The following is a 15,962-nucleotide window of genomic DNA, read 5'->3' as shown; positions in this document are numbered from 1 at the left end:
TGTGACTTGTTGAAAATTCAGGCGCCGCTTAGCCCGGTTGACCCAAAACCACCGACGCCGCGTGCAGTTTGGCCCAAATCCCCGGATTCTTCCAGCATTATTTGCGCGACCGGCGCCACCACCATCTGGGCGATGCGCATGCCGCGCTCGACGATGAACGGTGCGGGACCGTGGTTGACGAGGATCACCTTCACCTCGCCGCGATAGTCCGCATCCACCGTGCCGGGTGCGTTCAGCACGGTGACGCCGAATTTCAGCGCCAGGCCCGAGCGCGGCCGCACCTGACCCTCGAAGCCGCGCGGCAGGGCCATGGCGAGCCCGGTCGGCACCGCCGCGAAGGCGCCGGGCGCCAGCACCAGCGGCGCATCGCCAGGCACCGCCGCGACAAGGTCGAGGCCGGCGGCGTCGGCGCTCGCATAATGGGGCAGCGGCAGGTCCGCTCCGTGGGGCAGGCGCTGGAGAAGCAGCACCGGCGCGCTCATCGTCCCGCCTCCCCGAGCGCGGCGGCGATGCGCGCCACGAGGCGGCGCGCCACCTCGGCCTTGGAGGCGGAGGGCCAGTCCTCCACCCCCGCGGCGGAAACCAGATGCACGGTGTTGAGGTCGCCGCCCATGATGCCGGTCGCGGGCGAGACGTCGTTGGCGACGATCCAGTCGCAGCCCTTCCTCTCCCGCTTGGCCTTGGCGTGGGCCACCACCTGCTCGGTCTCGGCGGCGAACCCGACCACGAGGCGGGGGCGCAGCGTGTGGTGGCGGGCGATGGAGGCGAGGATGTCGGGGTTCTCGACGAGGTGCAGGGTGGGCGCGCCGCCCGCGTCCTTCTTGATCTTCTGATCGGAAGCGTCCGCCACCCGCCAGTCGGCGACGGCGGCGGCGAAGATCGCACAGTCCACCGGCAGGTTCTCCTCGACCGCCGCCATCATGTCCCGCGCGCTCTCCACATGCAGCGTGCGCACGCCCTGCGGGTCCGCCACCTCGGCGGGGCCGGAGACCAGCACCACCTCCGCCCCGGCCGCGCGGGCGGCGGCGGCGATGGCGTGGCCCTGCTTGCCGGACGAGCGGTTGGCGATGAAGCGCACCGGGTCGATGGGCTCATGGGTCGGCCCCGACGTGACGAGCACCCGCCTTCCCTTGAGGATCTGCTGCTGCGGGCTCAGCATCTCCTCGATGGCGCCGAGGATTTCCATCGGCTCGGCCATGCGGCCGGCGCCGAACTCGTCCCGCTCGGCCATGGCGCCCGAATTGGGACCCACGGTGAGCACGCCGTCCTCCTTCAGCCGCGCCACGTTGCGCCGGGTCGCCGGGTGGCTCCACATGCGCGGGTTCATGGCGGGAGCGATGAGCACCGGCTTGTCGGTGGCGATCAGGGCGGTCGACGCAAGATCGTCGGCAAAGCCGTTCGCCATCTTGGCGATGAGGTCGGCGGTGGCGGGTGCGACCACCACGAGGTCCGCCTCCCGCGACAGGCGGATATGGCCGATGTCGTGCTCGGCGGTGAGGTCGAACAGATCCGTGAACACCCGCTCGCCGGTGATGGCGCCCACCGAGAGCGGCGTCACGAACTCCTGCGCCGCCGTGGTGAGGATGGCGCGCACCTTGGCGCCGCGCTCCTTCAGGCGCCGGATCAACTCCAGGCACTTATAGGCGGCGATGCCGCCGCCGATGACGAGGAGGATGCGTTTTTTGGCGAGCATCAGGGCGTATCCTGCCAGGGGTCGACGAGGGTGAGGCCGCATTCGGCAAAGTCGGAGAGGTTGCGGGTCGCAAGCGACATGCCGCTGGCAAGCGCTATGGCGCCGATCTGGAGATCCAGCGCCGCGCAATGGAGGCCGCGCTGGCGCCGCCCTGCCCAGATCGACGCATAGATCCGCGCGGCCCGGTCATCGAACGGAAGGACGCGGTCCGCGAACTGGCCGGCGATCATCTCCGCCGAGCGGGCCAGTGCATCGCGGCGCCGGCCGGGTGGCTTGAGCGCGACGCCCACGAGCATCTCCGCCAGGGTGACTGCCGCAATGAAGCAGTCCGACTGGCGATAGCCCGACATGAAGGCCACGACCGCCGGCGACCTGTCGGCGCGCGGCCGCATGAGTTCGGACAGGACGTTCGTATCGAGGACGATCACGGCTCATCGTCCGGAAAGTCGTCGAATGTCGGCGGCTCGCGCTCCCGCGCCCTTGGCGGAAGGTCCAGCTCGACACCGCCGATGGGATCGACGATCGCGGCAATCGCGGCAGCGATGGACGGCTCACGCATTTCCACCACGGCCTTGCGCAGCAACTGGCGAGCCTCCTCCTCCATGGAGCGGTTGTGGCGGGCCGCCTGCTGCTTCAGCCGGCGCTTGGTCTCTTCATCGAGATTGCGGATGGTGATGCTGGCCATCGCTGCCTCCCGGCATTTCCTTGGCGATCACCTCGCCCATCGAGGGAGTGATTGCAGTGCAATCACTCTATCCCATTCGCCATCTGCCGGCGAGCGCTCACCGCAGCCAGTTGAGCAGCAGTCCGGCGGCGATGGCCCACAGGGCGAGGTTGCCCCAGAAGGCGCGCCGCGCCTCGGCGCGGCCGATGCCGTCGAGCGTATCGGGTGACAGATGCAGCCCGTCGCGCGTGGCGACGTCCATCTGCTCCACGACGCGGGAGGTGCGCGAGAGGAGCGCCGGGATGTCGGCGGCAAAGCGCCCCACCTCGCCGATGCCGGCGCCCGCCTGCTGGAGCCGACCCACGGGGCCGAGATTGGAGGCGATCCATTCCTCCACTACCGGGGCGGAGGTGCTCCACATGTCGAGCTTGGGATCGAGCGAGCGGGCGACGCCCTCCACCACCACCATGGTCTTCTGCAGCAGGATCAGTTCCGGGCGGGTGCGCATGTCGAACAGCGCCGTCACCTCCAGCAGCAGCGCCAGAAGGCGCGCCATGGAGATCTGGTCCGCCCGGCGCGAGTGGATCGGCTCGCCGATGGCGCGGATGGCGAGCGCGAAGTCGTCCACCGAATGGTGCGCGGGCACGTAGCCGGCCTCGAAATGCACCTCGGCGGTGCGGCGCCAGTTGCGGGTGATGAAGCCGTAGAGGATTTCGGCCAGGAAGCGCCGCTCCTTGAGCCCGAGCCGGCCCATGATGCCGCAATCCACCACCACGAGGCGGCCCTGGGAATCAACGAACAGATTCCCCGGGTGCATGTCGGCGTGGAAGAAGCCGTCGCGCATGGCCTGGCGCAGGAAGGTCTGCATCACGATGCGGGCGATGGCCTTCAAATCGTGCCCGGCCGCCACCAGCGCGGCCTTGTCGGACAGCTTGATGCCGTCGATCCACTCGGTGGTGAGCACCTCGCGGCCGGACCGGTTCCAGTCCACTTGCGGCACGTGGATTTCCGCGTCCTCTCGGGTGTTCTCCGCGAGCTCGGCATAGGCGGCGGCTTCGAGGCGCAGGTCCATCTCCATGGAGACCGAGCGGGCGAGCGTCTCCACCACCGCTTCGAGCCTGAGGCGCCGGGCCTCGGGGAAGTTCTCCTCGGCGAAATGGGCGAGGCGGCGGAAGCTCGCCATGTCGGCGCCGAACCGGCGCTCGATGCCGGGACGCAGGATTTTCACCGCCACGTCCCGCCTGGTCCCGCCCTGGTCCCGCCTATTCCCCTGTTCGTCGTCTCGCTCGTCTTCCCACACCTCGGCCTTGTGCACCTCGGCGATGGAGGCGGCGGCGACCGCCGGGCCGAACACCGGAAAAACGGCGTTCAGCGGACGCTCGAATGCGGCGGCCACCGTGGCCTCGGCCACGTCCTGGCCGAACACCGGCATGCGGTCCTGCAGGACCTCCAGATCCCGCGCCACGGCGGCGCCCACCACGTCGGGCCGGGTGGCGAGGAACTGGCCGAGCTTCACGTAAGAGGGCCCCAGCCGCGACAGCGCCGCCGAGAAGCGCGCCGCGCGGGTTCCGGCATCGCGCCGGGCGATGATGCGGGCGAGGCGCAGGAACGGACGCGCGAGCGGCGGGGCCGGCTCGATGGGCATGAGCGAGAGCACGCCCTCGCGCGCCAGCACATAGCCGGCACGGGCGAGGCGGGCGGCATCGGCGATGACGAAGATCACGGCGCGCGCCCTTCGCGCAGGCAGCTGTCGCCCATCAGATGCGGAAGCCCCAATGAAGCGCGACCACGCCGCCGGTCATGCGCATGAAATCAACGCGGGCGAAGCCGGCTTCCCGCATTAGCTGGGCGAACGCCTCGGCGGTGGGGAAGCGGCGGATCGATTCCACGAGATACTGATAGGGCTCCGCATCCCCCGCCACCATGCGCCCGAGCGCCGGGATGACGCGGAAGGAATAGGCGTCGTAGACCGCATCCAGCCCGGGCACGTCCACCTTGGAGAACTCCAGCACGAAGGCGCGCCCGCCCGGCTTCAGCACGCGCCGCATCTCGGCGAGGGCGACCGGGATGCGCGGCACGTTGCGGATGCCGAAGGCGATGGTGACGGCGTCGAAGCTGCGGTCGGGGAAGGGCAGCGCCTCGGCATTGGCCTCGGCGAACTCCACGCGCTCGGCGAGGCCGCGCTTCTCGGCGCGCTCGCGGCCCACCGCCAGCATCTCGGCGTTGATGTCGGCGACCACTGCGGTGGTGCCCGGCCCGCCGGCCTCGACCACCCGGAAGGAGACGTCCCCGGTGCCGCCGGCGAGGTCCAGAAGGCGGAAGGGCCGGGGGCTCTGAGGCGGGCGCACCTTGGAGAGGAGCGCGTCCTTCCACACCCGGTGGAGGCCGCCGGACATGAGGTCGTTCATGATGTCGTAGCGGCGCGCCACCTTGTGGAACACGTCGTCCACCAGCGACTGCTTCTCGTCGAGCGGCACGGTGCGGTAGCCGAAATGGGTCTCGGCCGCCCCGCCGCTTTGCGGCGCGTCGCGGAAGGTGTCGGGGGTGGGGTCCGTCATCATGTTGGCGCCGCGATCCGTTCGTGTAGGCGGCGGACCTTATCGGATGACGGCGGCGGGCGCCACAAACGGGGCCGGGACGAGACGGCGCGCCGCATGCGGCGCGCCCGCGCAGGGCCGAACGCCCCGCGCCCTGCCGCGCTCAGCGCGCGGAACGCGGTCCCTGCGGCAGATGCGCCATGGCGGCCACGTCGAATTCGAACCCGTCGAGCGAATAGCGCGTGTCCTCGCGCACCGATGCCGAGGCGCGGGTGGCCGCGGGGGTCGTCAGCTTGCGGCCAAGGTGCCGCTTGAGGGCAGCGATCTCTCGGCGCAGCGGAAAGATCGGCAGGTTGATGGTGATCGTCATAGTCACGCTCCATCAATAATCACGGCGCATTCCAAGCAGAGCCTGTTACAGATTTTTACAAACCTGAAACAAAACCCCGCTCGGGGGGCGTGCATCTATGGCACGCGGCAAAATAGGCCGGAGAAGCGGGCGTGAATTTGACGGGGATGGGATGATGTGGGGGCCAAATGCGGCATCCCCTGCCCACAAGAGGCTTGGTTAACAAGCTATTAATTCTGTAGAGCGGCCGGCAGACCGCCCGCGGGGCGGTCAGACGTGCTGGCCGCCATTGATGTGGATCTCCGCCCCGTTGAGATAGGACGAGGTCTCGCTGCACAGCACGTAGATGATCTTCGCCACCTCGTCCGGCGTCCCCAGGCGCTGCATGGGGATCTGCGCGACGATCTTCTCGGTGCCCGGCGAGAGGATCGCGGTGTCGATCTCGCCCGGCGCGATGGAGTTCACGCGGATGCCGCGCCGGCCGAAGTCGGAGGCCATCTCCCGCGTCAGCGCCGCCAGCGCCGCCTTCGAAGTGGCATAGGCCGCCCCGGCGAAGGGGTGCACCCGCGATCCGGCGATGGAGGTGACGTTCACCACCGAGCCCTGCGCCTTCTCCAGTTCCGCCGCCAGGCCCCGCGCCAGGATGATGGGCGCGAAGAAATTGACCTGGAACACGTCCACCCAGGTCTCCAGATCGGTGTCGAGCGTGCCGAGGCGCGAGCCGCCCTGCCCCTTGGGCGAGATGGCGGCATTGTTCACCAGCGCGTGCAGCTTGCCCTCGGGCAGGCGGCGCTTGACCTCCGCCACCGCGTCCTTGGTGCTCAGCGGGCTCGAAAGGTCCACCTGGATGTGGTCCTCCGGCCCGGCGCCCCAGGGGCATTGCTCCGGAAAGGCATGGCGCGAGCAGGAGATGACGCGCCAGCCGGCGGCCGAGAATCGCTTCACCGTCGCGTGCCCGATGCCGCGGGACGCGCCGGTGAGCAGCATGATGCGCGGCGGCTCTTCGGTGCTCATTCTTCCCTCGCGCGGACCCCTGGCCGGCCCTCACCTCTGTCCCAGCCTGCCAGCGGCACAATCGGGCCGAGACAATGCTCCAACAAGGTTCAGGGCCCGTTTCACCGCCCAGGCGCATTCCCGCCTGGACGGTGCCCCCTAGCAGCACCCCGCCGCGCCAAAGGTCAAGCGCCAGCCGTGGCCATCGGAGCGAAGGAAGGGCCGCACTGCGGCTCGCTTGCCCGGCCTCAGAGCGCCGCGATGGCGGCTTTCAGGTCGTCGATCAGGTCGTCGGGGTGCTCCAGCCCCACCGAGAGCCGCAGCAGGCCGTCGGATATGCCCATCTCCGCCCGCGCCTCGGGGGTGAAACGCTGGTGCGTGGTGGTGGCGGGATGGGTGATGAGGCTCTTCGCATCGCCCAGATTGTTGGAGATGCGGATGAGGCGCAGCGCATTGGCGAAGCGGAACGCGCCGTCCTTGCCGCCGTCCACCACGAAGGTCACGAGCGTGCCGCCGCCGGACATCTGCCGGCGGGCGAGCGCGGCCTGCGGATGGTCGTCGCGGCCGGGATAGATCACCTTCGCGATCTTCGCCTCGCCCGCCAGCGCGTCGGCGATCTTGCCGGCGCTCGCCTGCATGCGCTCGACGCGGAGCGCCAGCGTCTCCAGGCCCTTCAGCATCACCCAGGCGTTGAAGGGCGAGATGGAGGGGCCGGTCTGGCGCAGGAAGGTCTGCAGGTGCTCGGTCGCGAACTGCTGCGAGGACAGGATGACGCCCCCGAGGCAGCGGCCCTGGCCGTCCACGTGCTTGGTGGTGGAATAGACGACGATGTCCGCCCCGAGTTCCAGCGGGTGCTGGAGCAGCGGCGTGGCGAACACGTTGTCCACCACCAGGCGGGCGCCCGCCTTGTGAGCGATCTCGGCCACCGCGGCGATGTCGATGATGTCGAGCGTCGGGTTGGTGGGGCTCTCCAGGAACAGCACCTTGGTGTTGGGCTTCACGCCCGCACGCCAGGCATCGAGGTCGGTGCCGTCCACCAGCGTGGTCTCGACGCCGAAGCGCGGCAGGAAGTCCTCCAGGATCCAGCGGCACGAGCCGAACAGCGCGCGGGCCGCGAGCACATGGTCGCCCGCGCTGAGCTGGCACAGCAGCGCGGCGTTCACCGCAGCCATGCCGGACGCGGTGGCGCGGGCGGCTTCCGCCCCTTCGAGCAGCGCCATGCGCTCCTCGAACATGGCGGTGGTGGGGTTGGAATAGCGCGAATAGACGAAGCCGGGATCCTCGCCCTTGAAGCGCGCCTCGCAGGCCTCCGCATTGTCGTAGACGAAGCCCTGCGTGAGGTAGAGCGCCTCGGAGGTCTCGCCGAACGGCGAGCGGGTGGTGCCGGCATGCACCAAGCGCGTCTCCGGGTGGAGCGCCTTGGGGTCCTTGGGCACGAAGCGGGAAGGGGTCTTGGGCGCCACCGACATGTCTGCCTCCAGGGCAGGCCGGGAGCGAAGCCGGAGCGCAAGGCTTGCGCGCGACCTCAAAGTCGCGGCAGATGCCGTTCGCCGCACCGCTCGTCCCCGGCCTTTTAGCTCAAAGTTGTTTAACGTGGCTGCAAGCCGGCCGGCCCAAATTCACCACGAACGGGATCGAGATAAGGTTGCGGCGACCTTGGCGTCAAGGGATTTGTTCGTTAGATCGAACGATCGGGACCGGGAAAACGGATAAGGGGGCGACCGTGGCCGAGCTTTCCAAGCCTGGGATCCTTCCCGCCGAGGCGATCTCGGCGCTGGTGACCCAAGGCGCCATTGCGACCAAGCGGCTGCTGGACGCGGATCAGATCCAGCCCGCCAGCCTCGATCTGCGGCTGGGGCGCACCGCCTGGCGCATCCGCGCGAGCTTCCTGCCCGGTGCCGGGCGCACCGTGAAGGAGCGTCTGTCCGAGCTGGCGCTCCATGAGCTGGACCTCGGCTCCGGCGCGGTGCTGGAGACCGGCTGCGTCTATCTCGTCAAGCTGTTCGAGCACCTGAAGCTGCCGTTCGACCTCGCGGCGGCGGCGAACCCGAAGAGTTCCACCGGCCGGCTCGACGTGTTCGTGCGCGTCATCACCGATGGGGCGCGGGCGTTCGACACGATACCAGCGGGCTATTCGGGACCGCTCTATCTGGAAATTTCCCCGCGCACCTTCCCCATCCTGGTGCGCACCGGCTCGCGCCTGTCGCAGGTCCGCTTCCGGCGGGGGGTGGCGCGGCTGTCCGACCTTGAGCTTCTCAATCTCCAGGAGAGCGAGCGGCTGGTGGACGCGGCCTCACCGGACGTGGCGGCGGGCGGCATCGCGCTCGGGGTCGACCTCGCCGGCGAGGCGCTCTCCGGCTTCCAGGGCTTCCGCGCCAAGCGGCACACGGGCGTCGTGGACGTGGACCAGCCGGGCGACCTGGAGGTCGAGGATTTCTGGGAGCCGATCCGCGTGCGCCGGAATGGCGGCACGCCGAGCCTGGTGCTCGATCCGGACGCCTTCTACATCCTCGCCTCCCGCGAGGCGGTGCACGTGCCGCCGGACTATGCGGCCGAGATGGTGCCGTTCGACCCGCTGGTGGGCGAGTTCCGGGTGCATTATGCGGGCTTCTTCGATCCCGGCTTCGGCAGCGCCGCGGCGGGCGGCGTGGGCGCGCGGGCCGTGCTGGAGGTGCGCTCGCGCGAGGTGCCGTTCATCCTGGAGCACGGGCAGACGGTGGGCCGGCTCGTCTATGAGCGCATGGCCGGGCGGCCGGAGCGGCTCTACGGGGCGGATCTGAAGTCCCACTACCAGGGGCAGGGCCTCAAGCTGTCCAAGCACTTCAAGCCGTTCGCGGGTCGCGACGGCGGCGCCTGAGCCGCCCGGCGCAGGCGCCGGGCGGCAAGGCGCGCTCTCGTTCCCGCAACGAGAACGTAGCGCCGTCCGGAACACCCCGCGGTCCGGACGACGCGCGCTCGGATTCCCGTGAGACCGGGCGCCGGTCCGCGGACGGACCGGCGCGCTCTCAGAGCTTCTCGAGGCAGACCACGGCCGCCTGGGCGGCTTCGCGGGCGGTGCCCTGCGGCACGCTGCCGCCCATCACCAGCCCGCGCACCTTGTCGGTGACGAAGCCGCGCTTGTCCGACGCGGCGGCGAAGCCAGGTGCGGTGGCCTGGTAAATGGTCTGGGCCTGCGCATCGAGGCCGGCCGCGCACTGGTCGGCCGCGGCCTTGTCGGCGAGCGCCGGGGCGCCGGCCATGGCGAGCGTCGCGAGCGCGAGCGCCGTCGCGGCAATCGTGGTCTTCATGGGTTCGTCTCCTTGCTTATGGTTCGCTGGGCGTCTCAGCGGACGCCGACGCGGTTCACCGGGCCGCCGAGATTGGCCGGGGCCACGCCGGGTCCGGGTGCGCCCACGCCGACGCCCGGAGCGCCGACGCCGCCCACGCAGCCCACCGGATAGCCGGGACGGGTGCAATAGACCGCCGCGCGGGCAGCAGGAGCCGCCGGACGGGCGACGCACCCCTTGGGTACGCCCACGGTCTTGCAATAGACCACCGCATGCGCCGGCTGGGGGGCCGCGCCGAAGAACAGGGCCGTGGCCGCGCCGGCCAGCACGAGATGCGCGATCTTGGACATGGCTTTACTCCCTTGTTGGCGCCCGGAGGCGCCCGAAGCCCGAGGCCCGGATCGACCGTCGCGGGGACGGGGACGCGGACGTGCGGGCGGACACTCGCATGCCTTCGCCGGTCGAATCGGACGAGCGTGCCTCGGAGCGCCATTAGAACCGCAAACGCGGCGCGACCAATGGCGAAGATGAGCCGCATCTGCCGTCACGACAGGTCGGCGCGGGCCGATCCCGCTCAAGATCGCGCCGGGGAGGAGCGACGTGCGGGAGCGCGGTACGGCATGCGGCCGCTCCGCCGGGCGGGCATATCGGGGAGGTTGGTTCAAATCCCCGGCTGCCCGCACTAGAATGGCACGACACGAACGGACCGAGCGGTATGCCCCAGCCGAGCGGGGCCATGCTCGCCCCTTCAATCGACGTTGCCGATTCCTGGCCGGACTGGCTCGCCGCTGGCGCGGGGCCGGAGGCGCAGGCGGCCCTCAAGGCTTCCCCCGGCTTCGGGGCGGCGCTGCTCGCCTCGGCGCGCGGGACCGTGGAGACCTACGACAACCATCCGCTGCTCAACCGCGTGCTGAACGACCGCGGGCGGATGATGTTCTCGTTCCTCGCCTTCTATCTGGACGCGCAGCCCGGAGGCGCGGGCATCACCGCCGCCCGCATGACCGCCTTGTGCCAGGAGACCGGCCTGTGCAGCCACGGGCGGGCCAAGGCGCTGCTCGCGCTCATGCGCTGGAGCGGCTACCTCGCCCCGGCGGAGGGCAAGGGCGACCGGCGCGAGCGCCCGCTGGCCCCGACCGAGCGCATGTGGGCCTCGTTCCGCACCCGGTGGCGGCTGCATTTCGCCGCCATGGAGCCGCTGGGCGGCGTGGCCGCGCGGGTGCTGGCGGTGCTCGACGACCCGCTGTTCTGCCGCGCTTTGGTGACCGCGATCGGCGAGAGCTTCCGGCACGGCTTCCGCGTGCTCGACGGCGCGCCCCGCCTGATCCCCTTCGCCGACCGCGACGGCGGGATCATCCTGCTGTTCGCGCTCCTCGTGTCGCGGGAGGTCGACGCGCCGCCGCCGACCGTTGCGGATCTGGCGCGGCGCTTCCATCTCTCGCGCACCCATGTGCTCCAGGTGCTGCGGGACGCCATGGAGGCGGGCCTCGTGGTGCGCGCCTCCGGGCGGGACGGCGAGCACCAGGGCTACGGCCTTTCGGCCGCCGGGCGCGCAGGCGTCGCCGACTTCCTCGCCGCCTCCTTCGCCCTCCTGGACTGCACGGCGCGGCACGCCTTCGCCATGCGCGCGCAAGAGGACGCCGCCGCGGGCGCGGGTTCGGGCGCGCAGCACTAGCGCGCCGGGCCCGTGGGGCTGGCGCGGCGGCGCGATCCTACGGACTTGCCGCCTGCGGCGCGGCCCGGCCGGCGGCGAGCGCCGCCGCGCGATTCCAGGGCGCCTGGTCGCTGAGCATGATGCGCAATTCAGCGAGCGGGCGCTGCACCGCTTCCGAGTAGGCGAGATAATCGGCCACCAGCGGCAGCGCCTGCTCCACCTGCGGATCGTCGGCCAGCGCGAGCACCATGGGCACGGCCGCCTCCACCGCCGGAGCGGCGGCCGCGCCCTGGTCGGCGCTGGCCTCGCCCAGCGCCTGGGCGAATGCGTTAAGGGTGCGCGAGCGGGCCGTCTCGGCGAGCGCGACCACCTCGTCCTGCGGCGCGGCGAGGGCGAGGCGCTGCGTCACGTCTTCCAGCAGCGCGAGATAGGTCATCAGCACGTCGAGCGTCGAGGCGATGTTGACCACGTCGCCGGCGGAATGGCCGAACACCTGCTCGGCGCCGAGCTGCGGCACGCGCAGATCCAGCTGACGCACCTCGCGCGCCAGTGGCGCCATGCTGATGCGCTCGCCCTGCGTGCGCGGCCACCAGCTGGCGAAGCTGTCGCGGCAGCGCTTCAGAAGCGCGCGCACCTCGGGCCGGAACTGGTCGGTGAGATAGACCGGCAGCACCGCATAGGAGACGACGAGGGCGATGCCGGCGCCGATCACGGTCTCGTAGATGCGGGCGAGCATGCCTTCCGGGCCGAGGCCGGCGATCAGGTGCAGGCCGAGGATGACCGAGAAGCCCGTGGCGGCCGAGGCGACGTCGTAGCGGTCCTTCTGCGTGACGATGCCGATCATCTGGGCGAACACGCACAAGGCGGCGAGCAGCCAGAGGTGGGCATCGAGCACCAGGAAGATGCCCATGCCGAGCGCGACGCCGATCAGCGTGCCCACGGTGCGGTAGCGCACCCGCATGAAGGTCTCGCCGACGCTGTTCCCGAGCACGAACATCACCGTCATGGTGGCCCAGTAGGCATGCTCCAGGTGGAAGGCGAGGTCGAGCGAGGTGGTGATGGCGGTGGCGACGAGCCCCTGACAGGCCACCTTGAGCGGCGCCGAGAAGGTGCGCCGTCCATCCGGCCCGCGGATCAGCAGCGGCACCGGCGCGGGCGCCGGCGGCTGGTCCTCCTCCGCATGGGGCGGCGGGAAGGGCGCGATCTCCTGCGCGGCGATGCCCGTGACCACCAGGGACAGGCGCTCGAAGGCCGTCACTGCGCGCAGGAGCGCGAAGCGCGCCGCCGGATCGAGCGACGTGTCGAAGGCCGCCGCCCTCAGGGTCTCGATGGCGCGCTCGAAGCGCTCTTCCGCCTTGTCGTCGACGCGGTCGAGCACCTCCAGGCGGCGGGCGATGTGGTCCGCGGCATTGGCGAACGGCGCGCGCCAGTCCGGCCCGCCGCGGCCGGTGGCAGGAATGCAGCTCGCCAGCAGAAGCACCGCGACGCGCAGACGATAGATCTTCGCCCGCAGGTGCTCGAAATCCATGCGTGCGCCGGGGTCCTCGGCGGAGGCGTTGGCGAGCGCGTTCCACACCCGCGCCCGCGCCGCGCCCACCTCGGGGCCGAGATCGGCCGGGAACGGCCGGCCGGCGCGCACGGCCTCGGACATATCGCGCAGATAGGCCGCAAGCATCTCCTCGACGTCGTGGGCCGAGTTCACGAACGCCTGGACCGCCGAGGGCCGCCAGGGGGACAGCCGCAGGGCGACCATGACCGCCGCCCCCTGACAGAAGGCGACCAGGAAATAGACCGCCTGCGCCCGCGTCGGCGCGAGGATGGTGCCCACGGTCGCGACCACGATCAGCGAGAGGCCGAGCCGCTGGCCGTCCATGCCGGACCGGCGCAGCACCAGAGCGAGAAAGGAGAGCGGCACCAGCAGCAGCTTCTGCACCATCTCGTTGCCGTGCCCCTCGCCGGGGCCGACCGCGATCAGCACCAGCAGGAAGGCCATGGCGAGCGCGAAGATGCGCCCCATGGTGCGCGCCTCGGTGCGCCGGCTGGCCGCCGGGGTGAAGGTCACGAGCACCAGCGCCCCGGCGCCCGCCATCAGCGGAAACGGAACATCGAGCCCGAGGCCGAAGGCGCGGGAGGTGGAATACCCCAGCGTGATGACGATCACGAACGCGACAGCAAGCTGCAGCGCGCGGGTTGTATCGATGCCTCCCGGATCGTGGATCGCGAGCCACCGCACCACCCGGCCGGCATAGGGGCCTCCGGTCGAACCTTCGCTGGTGCCGAGGGCGGTGGCGGGGGTTTCGCTCATGGTGCGCGCTCGGGCTCCGGCGTGACGCCGCACCAAGTCACGGTTCGCGCGAGGTGTCCAGAGGGCGCCCATGCCCTCAGGCTGACCCGGCGCGAACGCGCCCCGGCTCCCGGGGCCGGCTGCCGGACACGGGCGCGCAAGGTGCCGTGCTGCCTGTGCGGCAGGCCGTGGGCGCGCCCGGCGCTCGCTTGTTGCGGACGGCAATTGGCTCTAGAAGGGGCCGCCGGTCCGCGCATCCGGTGCCGCGCCAGGCGGTTAGACCCCCCATCGGATGGTTCATGCTTGAGACGTCCCGCCCGTTCGAGAATATCGCCTTCGTGGCGAGCGCGACGCCGGAGGCGGAGACCGCGCGGCTGAGGCTGTCGGAGCAATATGGTGCCGCAGCCGAGGACGATGCGGACGTGATCGTCGCGCTCGGCGGCGACGGCCTCATGCTCCAGACCCTGCACCGCTTCCGTGACCGAGACATCCCGATCTACGGCATGAACCGGGGCACCGTCGGCTTCCTGTTGAACACCTATCGCGAGGACGGCCTGACCGAGCGCCTCGCCAGCGCCCAGCGGGTGCGCATCCATCCCCTCATCATGGAGGCGGTGGACGCCTCCGGGGGGCGGCACCGCGCGCCGGCCTTCAACGAGGTCTCGCTGCTGCGCCAGACCTTCCAGGCGGCGAAGCTGCGCATCTCCATCGACGGGCGGGTGCGGCTCGAAGAACTGATCTGCGACGGCATCATCGTCGCCACCCCGGCGGGCTCCACGGCCTACAATCTCTCGGCGCACGGCCCGATCCTGCCGCTCGGCACGCCGCTGCTGGCGCTCACGCCCATCTCGCCGTTCCGGCCCCGCCGCTGGCGCGGCGCCCTGGTGCCCGATCACGCCCGCATCGACATCGCCGTGCTGGAGGCTGAGAAGCGTCAGGTGAGCGCGGTGGCGGATCACCAGGAGGTGCGCGACATCATCGCCGTTTCCGCGCGCCTGGACCGCAACTCTTCCGTGGACATGCTGTTCGATCCCGATCATGGGCTTGAGGAACGCATTCTGCGCGAACAGTTCGTCTATTAGCGCCAACCTCAGTCGCGATCTGACATGGTCTTCTCTTCCGTCTCCTTCTTCTATTATTTCCTGCCTCTGTTTCTGCTGTGCTATTTCATTGCACGCGGCACGCGGGTGCGGAACTTCGTGCTGCTCGCCTTTTCGCTGGTCTTCTATGCCTGGGGCGGGCTGGCGAACGTCATCGTGCTCGCGGTCTACATCGTCATGAACTATGTCATGGCCCTGGTGATCGATCCGCGATCGGAGCGCTGGCGCCTGCGCATGCTGGCTGTGGGCGTGACGCTGAACCTGTCCGGCCTGATTATATTCAAGTATTCCGGCTTTCTCGCGGAGAACCTGAATCACATTCTCGCTCCCGCCGGGCTCGCCTTGCCCGTGGTGTACCTGCCCCTGCCGCTCGGCATCTCCTTCTTTTCCTTCCACGCCATCTCATATCTCGTGGACGTCTATCGGCGCCGCGCCAGCGCGAACAGCCGGTTCGAGGAACTGGCGCTCTACATCACCATGTTCCCGCAGCTGGTGGCCGGCCCGATCGTGCGCTACTCGACGATCAACCGGCGCATCCGCGACCGGCGGACCACGCTCGGGCGGGTGTCGGCGGGCCTGCGCATCTTCGTCATCGGCCTCAGCTGGAAGGTGCTGATCGCCGACGAACTGGCGCCGCTGGCGAACGCGGTGTTCGATTCGCCCAACCCGCCCAATCTCGCCGAGGCCTGGCTCGGCATGCAGGCCTATGCGCTGCAGATCTATTTCGACTTCGGCGGCTATTCCAACATGGCCATCGGCCTCGCCCTCGCGATGGGGTTGAAGTTCCCGCGCAACTTCAACCTGCCCTATGGGTCGATCTCCATCGCCGACCTGTGGCGGCGATGGCACATGAGCCTGTCCAGCTGGTTCCGCGACTATCTCTACATTCCGCTGGGCGGCAATCGCCTCGGCGAGGCGCGCACCCTGCTCAATCTGTGGACGGTCTTCTTCCTCTGCGGCCTGTGGCATGGCGCGCAATGGACCTTCGTGGTCTGGGGCCTGCACCACGGCACCTTCCTGGTGCTGGAGCGCACCCGCTTCGGCACCTGGCTCGCCGCCGCGCCGCGCGTCGTCGCCCATGCCTACGTGCTGCTGGTGGTGTGCACCTCCTATGTGTGGTTCCGCTCCGACAGCATCCCGCGCGCGCTGGAGATGTTCCAGGGCCTCATCGGGCTGAACGGGCTGGGCTCGCTCTCGGCGAGCGTGATCTCCACCATCCAGATCAGCACCGTGGTGGTGATGCTCATCGGCTGGCCGCTCTCCATGTTCGGGTTGCCCCGGCCGGGCGGGCGCAAGCTTCCGGAGCGGCTGCGCCTGCGCATCTACGGCATGGTGGATTCGATCGTGGTGGCGCTGCTGTTCGTGCTGTGCGCCATCTCGGTCGGCGCCGCGGCCTACAGTCCCTTCCTCTATTTCCGCTTCTGA

The 15,962-nt window shown here is 70.1% G+C and carries 16 protein-coding genes and 1 riboswitch; of the genes, 4 read left to right on the top strand and 12 right to left on the bottom strand.

The genetic code is table 11. The features are described from left to right. Window positions 1–17: 17 nt before the first annotated feature. From dut to D9R14_RS01190, 9 genes are all read right to left on the bottom strand, one after another. Window positions 18–482: a dUTP diphosphatase gene (gene dut, locus D9R14_RS01230; protein ID WP_121621468.1), complete on the bottom strand. Its 465-nt coding sequence runs from the start codon at window positions 480–482 to the stop codon at window positions 18–20. Further along, the gene (gene coaBC / locus D9R14_RS01225; RefSeq protein WP_121621467.1) at window positions 479–1,693 is read right to left on the bottom strand and encodes a bifunctional phosphopantothenoylcysteine decarboxylase/phosphopantothenate--cysteine ligase CoaBC; all 1,215 of its coding nucleotides are present in this window, start codon (window positions 1,691–1,693) and stop codon (window positions 479–481) included. Before coaBC ends, dut begins: the two co-directional genes overlap by 4 nt. Beyond that, window positions 1,693–2,121: a type II toxin-antitoxin system VapC family toxin gene (locus D9R14_RS01220; protein ID WP_121621466.1), complete on the bottom strand. Its 429-nt coding sequence runs from the start codon at window positions 2,119–2,121 to the stop codon at window positions 1,693–1,695. Before D9R14_RS01220 ends, coaBC begins: the two co-directional genes overlap by 1 nt. Next, on the bottom strand, window positions 2,118–2,378 hold the full coding sequence (locus D9R14_RS01215) for a FitA-like ribbon-helix-helix domain-containing protein (protein ID WP_121621465.1): 261 nt from the start codon (window positions 2,376–2,378) through the stop codon (window positions 2,118–2,120). The genes D9R14_RS01220 and D9R14_RS01215 overlap by 4 nt, the downstream gene beginning before the upstream one ends. A gap of 97 nt (window positions 2,379–2,475) precedes the next feature. Then, window positions 2,476–4,080, bottom strand: a complete 1,605-nt coding sequence (gene ubiB, locus D9R14_RS01210; protein ID WP_121621464.1) for a 2-polyprenylphenol 6-hydroxylase — start codon at window positions 4,078–4,080, stop codon at window positions 2,476–2,478. Between the two features lie 34 nt (window positions 4,081–4,114). After that, the gene (gene ubiE / locus D9R14_RS01205; protein ID WP_121621779.1) at window positions 4,115–4,915 is read right to left on the bottom strand and encodes a bifunctional demethylmenaquinone methyltransferase/2-methoxy-6-polyprenyl-1,4-benzoquinol methylase UbiE; all 801 of its coding nucleotides are present in this window, start codon (window positions 4,913–4,915) and stop codon (window positions 4,115–4,117) included. 142 nt (window positions 4,916–5,057) lie between these two features. Next, on the bottom strand, window positions 5,058–5,264 hold the full coding sequence (locus tag D9R14_RS01200; protein ID WP_121621463.1) for a hypothetical protein: 207 nt from the start codon (window positions 5,262–5,264) through the stop codon (window positions 5,058–5,060). A 249-nt stretch (window positions 5,265–5,513) separates the two neighbouring features. Continuing rightward, entirely contained in the window at window positions 5,514–6,230 is a 717-nt protein-coding gene (locus D9R14_RS01195; RefSeq protein ID WP_170168458.1) for an SDR family NAD(P)-dependent oxidoreductase, read from the bottom strand. Between the two features lie 254 nt (window positions 6,231–6,484). Beyond that, the gene (locus D9R14_RS01190) at window positions 6,485–7,705 is read right to left on the bottom strand and encodes an O-succinylhomoserine sulfhydrylase (RefSeq protein ID WP_121621461.1); all 1,221 of its coding nucleotides are present in this window, start codon (window positions 7,703–7,705) and stop codon (window positions 6,485–6,487) included. Between the two features lie 84 nt (window positions 7,706–7,789). Continuing rightward, window positions 7,790–7,872: riboswitch (SAM riboswitch) on the bottom strand. An 87-nt stretch (window positions 7,873–7,959) separates the two neighbouring features. Between D9R14_RS01190 and D9R14_RS01185 the strand changes: the two genes are divergently transcribed. Further along, complete coding sequence (locus D9R14_RS01185) at window positions 7,960–9,093, top strand: 2'-deoxycytidine 5'-triphosphate deaminase (RefSeq protein WP_121621460.1); 1,134 nt, start codon at window positions 7,960–7,962, stop codon at window positions 9,091–9,093. Between the two features lie 148 nt (window positions 9,094–9,241). Here the strand turns inward: D9R14_RS01185 and D9R14_RS01180 are convergent, their stop codons facing one another. Then, window positions 9,242–9,523: a hypothetical protein gene (locus tag D9R14_RS01180; protein WP_184759587.1), complete on the bottom strand. Its 282-nt coding sequence runs from the start codon at window positions 9,521–9,523 to the stop codon at window positions 9,242–9,244. A 35-nt stretch (window positions 9,524–9,558) separates the two neighbouring features. Beyond that, the gene (locus D9R14_RS01175) at window positions 9,559–9,852 is read right to left on the bottom strand and encodes a hypothetical protein (RefSeq protein WP_121621458.1); all 294 of its coding nucleotides are present in this window, start codon (window positions 9,850–9,852) and stop codon (window positions 9,559–9,561) included. A 386-nt stretch (window positions 9,853–10,238) separates the two neighbouring features. Between D9R14_RS01175 and D9R14_RS01170 the strand changes: the two genes are divergently transcribed. After that, window positions 10,239–11,174: a helix-turn-helix domain-containing protein gene (locus tag D9R14_RS01170; protein WP_170168438.1), complete on the top strand. Its 936-nt coding sequence runs from the start codon at window positions 10,239–10,241 to the stop codon at window positions 11,172–11,174. A gap of 37 nt (window positions 11,175–11,211) precedes the next feature. Here the strand turns inward: D9R14_RS01170 and D9R14_RS01165 are convergent, their stop codons facing one another. Next, on the bottom strand, window positions 11,212–13,458 hold the full coding sequence (locus D9R14_RS01165) for an FUSC family protein (RefSeq protein WP_170168437.1): 2,247 nt from the start codon (window positions 13,456–13,458) through the stop codon (window positions 11,212–11,214). A gap of 278 nt (window positions 13,459–13,736) precedes the next feature. Here D9R14_RS01165 and D9R14_RS01160 point away from each other — a divergent pair, with 278 nt between their 5' ends. Then, window positions 13,737–14,519 (top strand): NAD kinase, encoded by a 783-nt coding sequence (locus D9R14_RS01160; RefSeq protein WP_121621455.1) that lies wholly within the window; start codon window positions 13,737–13,739, stop codon window positions 14,517–14,519. A 24-nt stretch (window positions 14,520–14,543) separates the two neighbouring features. Continuing rightward, on the top strand, window positions 14,544–15,962 hold the full coding sequence (locus D9R14_RS01155; RefSeq protein WP_121621454.1) for an MBOAT family O-acyltransferase: 1,419 nt from the start codon (window positions 14,544–14,546) through the stop codon (window positions 15,960–15,962).

Origin of the sequence: Xanthobacter tagetidis (genome assembly GCF_003667445.1) — a bacterium.
Classification (GTDB): domain Bacteria; phylum Pseudomonadota; class Alphaproteobacteria; order Rhizobiales; family Xanthobacteraceae; genus Xanthobacter; species Xanthobacter tagetidis.
This window is presented reverse-complemented; position numbering and strand designations above follow the sequence as displayed.

Excerpts from the sequence above, each read along its gene's own strand:
- dut (WP_121621468.1), bottom strand. The coding sequence starts at position 482 with ATGAGCGCGCCGGTGCTGCTTCTCCAGCGCCTGCCCCACGGAGCGGAC.
- coaBC (WP_121621467.1), bottom strand. The coding sequence starts at position 1,693 with ATGCTCGCCAAAAAACGCATCCTCCTCGTCATCGGCGGCGGCATCGCC.
- D9R14_RS01215 (WP_121621465.1), bottom strand. The coding sequence starts at position 2,378 with ATGGCCAGCATCACCATCCGCAATCTCGATGAAGAGACCAAGCGCCGG.
- ubiE (WP_121621779.1), bottom strand. The coding sequence starts at position 4,915 with ATGACGGACCCCACCCCCGACACCTTCCGCGACGCGCCGCAAAGCGGC.
- D9R14_RS01200 (WP_121621463.1), bottom strand. The coding sequence starts at position 5,264 with ATGACGATCACCATCAACCTGCCGATCTTTCCGCTGCGCCGAGAGATC.
- D9R14_RS01195 (WP_170168458.1), bottom strand. The coding sequence starts at position 6,230 with ATGCTGCTCACCGGCGCGTCCCGCGGCATCGGGCACGCGACGGTGAAG.
- D9R14_RS01190 (WP_121621461.1), bottom strand. The coding sequence starts at position 7,705 with ATGTCGGTGGCGCCCAAGACCCCTTCCCGCTTCGTGCCCAAGGACCCC.
- D9R14_RS01180 (WP_184759587.1), bottom strand. The coding sequence starts at position 9,523 with ATGAAGACCACGATTGCCGCGACGGCGCTCGCGCTCGCGACGCTCGCC.
- D9R14_RS01175 (WP_121621458.1), bottom strand. The coding sequence starts at position 9,852 with ATGTCCAAGATCGCGCATCTCGTGCTGGCCGGCGCGGCCACGGCCCTG.
- D9R14_RS01170 (WP_170168438.1), top strand. The coding sequence starts at position 10,239 with ATGCTCGCCCCTTCAATCGACGTTGCCGATTCCTGGCCGGACTGGCTC.
- D9R14_RS01165 (WP_170168437.1), bottom strand. The coding sequence starts at position 13,458 with ATGAGCGAAACCCCCGCCACCGCCCTCGGCACCAGCGAAGGTTCGACC.
- D9R14_RS01160 (WP_121621455.1), top strand. The coding sequence starts at position 13,737 with ATGCTTGAGACGTCCCGCCCGTTCGAGAATATCGCCTTCGTGGCGAGC.
- D9R14_RS01155 (WP_121621454.1), top strand. The coding sequence starts at position 14,544 with ATGGTCTTCTCTTCCGTCTCCTTCTTCTATTATTTCCTGCCTCTGTTT.